General features: G+C 69.4%; 1 protein-coding gene. It reads right to left on the minus strand.

The window, feature by feature from the left end:
• The coding region (locus tag O5O46_RS35165) for a hypothetical protein (protein WP_269859754.1) at positions 1–392 on the minus strand (392 nt) is incomplete at both ends.

Below are 392 nucleotides of genomic sequence, written 5' to 3' on the forward strand. Positions count from 1 at the left end.
GCCCGCATCATCGGCTCGACCTCGCCACTAGCCAGGGACCAGCCGCACCCCGAGGCCACGCACCGCACCCGCGGGTGTAGCGGCGTGCCGTCGAGGACAACCGTCGTGTACTGCTCCGGCGGGTACGCCCGGTCGATGGCTCGCGCCAACGCGCGCATACGCTGCTGGTCCTCGGTCGGCCAGTCCTCGAACCCGAACCACAAGGTTTCCGCCTCGCGGTTCAGCTCGATGTCGTTGATGGCCGACACCCAACTCTCGACGTACAGGCGGATCTCCTCGACGGGCATCTCGTCGGGGCTGACCGTCTGGTCGGCGGAGCAGTAGCGGTTCGCCAGGGCGCACAGCAGCTCGTCCCGGGACAGGGCGATCTCGACACGGACGACGGCCCGTGC

The sequence above is a fragment of the Streptomyces sp. RPT161 genome (assembly GCF_027533845.1).
GTDB classification, from domain to species: Bacteria; Actinomycetota; Actinomycetes; order Streptomycetales; family Streptomycetaceae; genus Streptantibioticus_A; species Streptantibioticus_A silvisoli_A.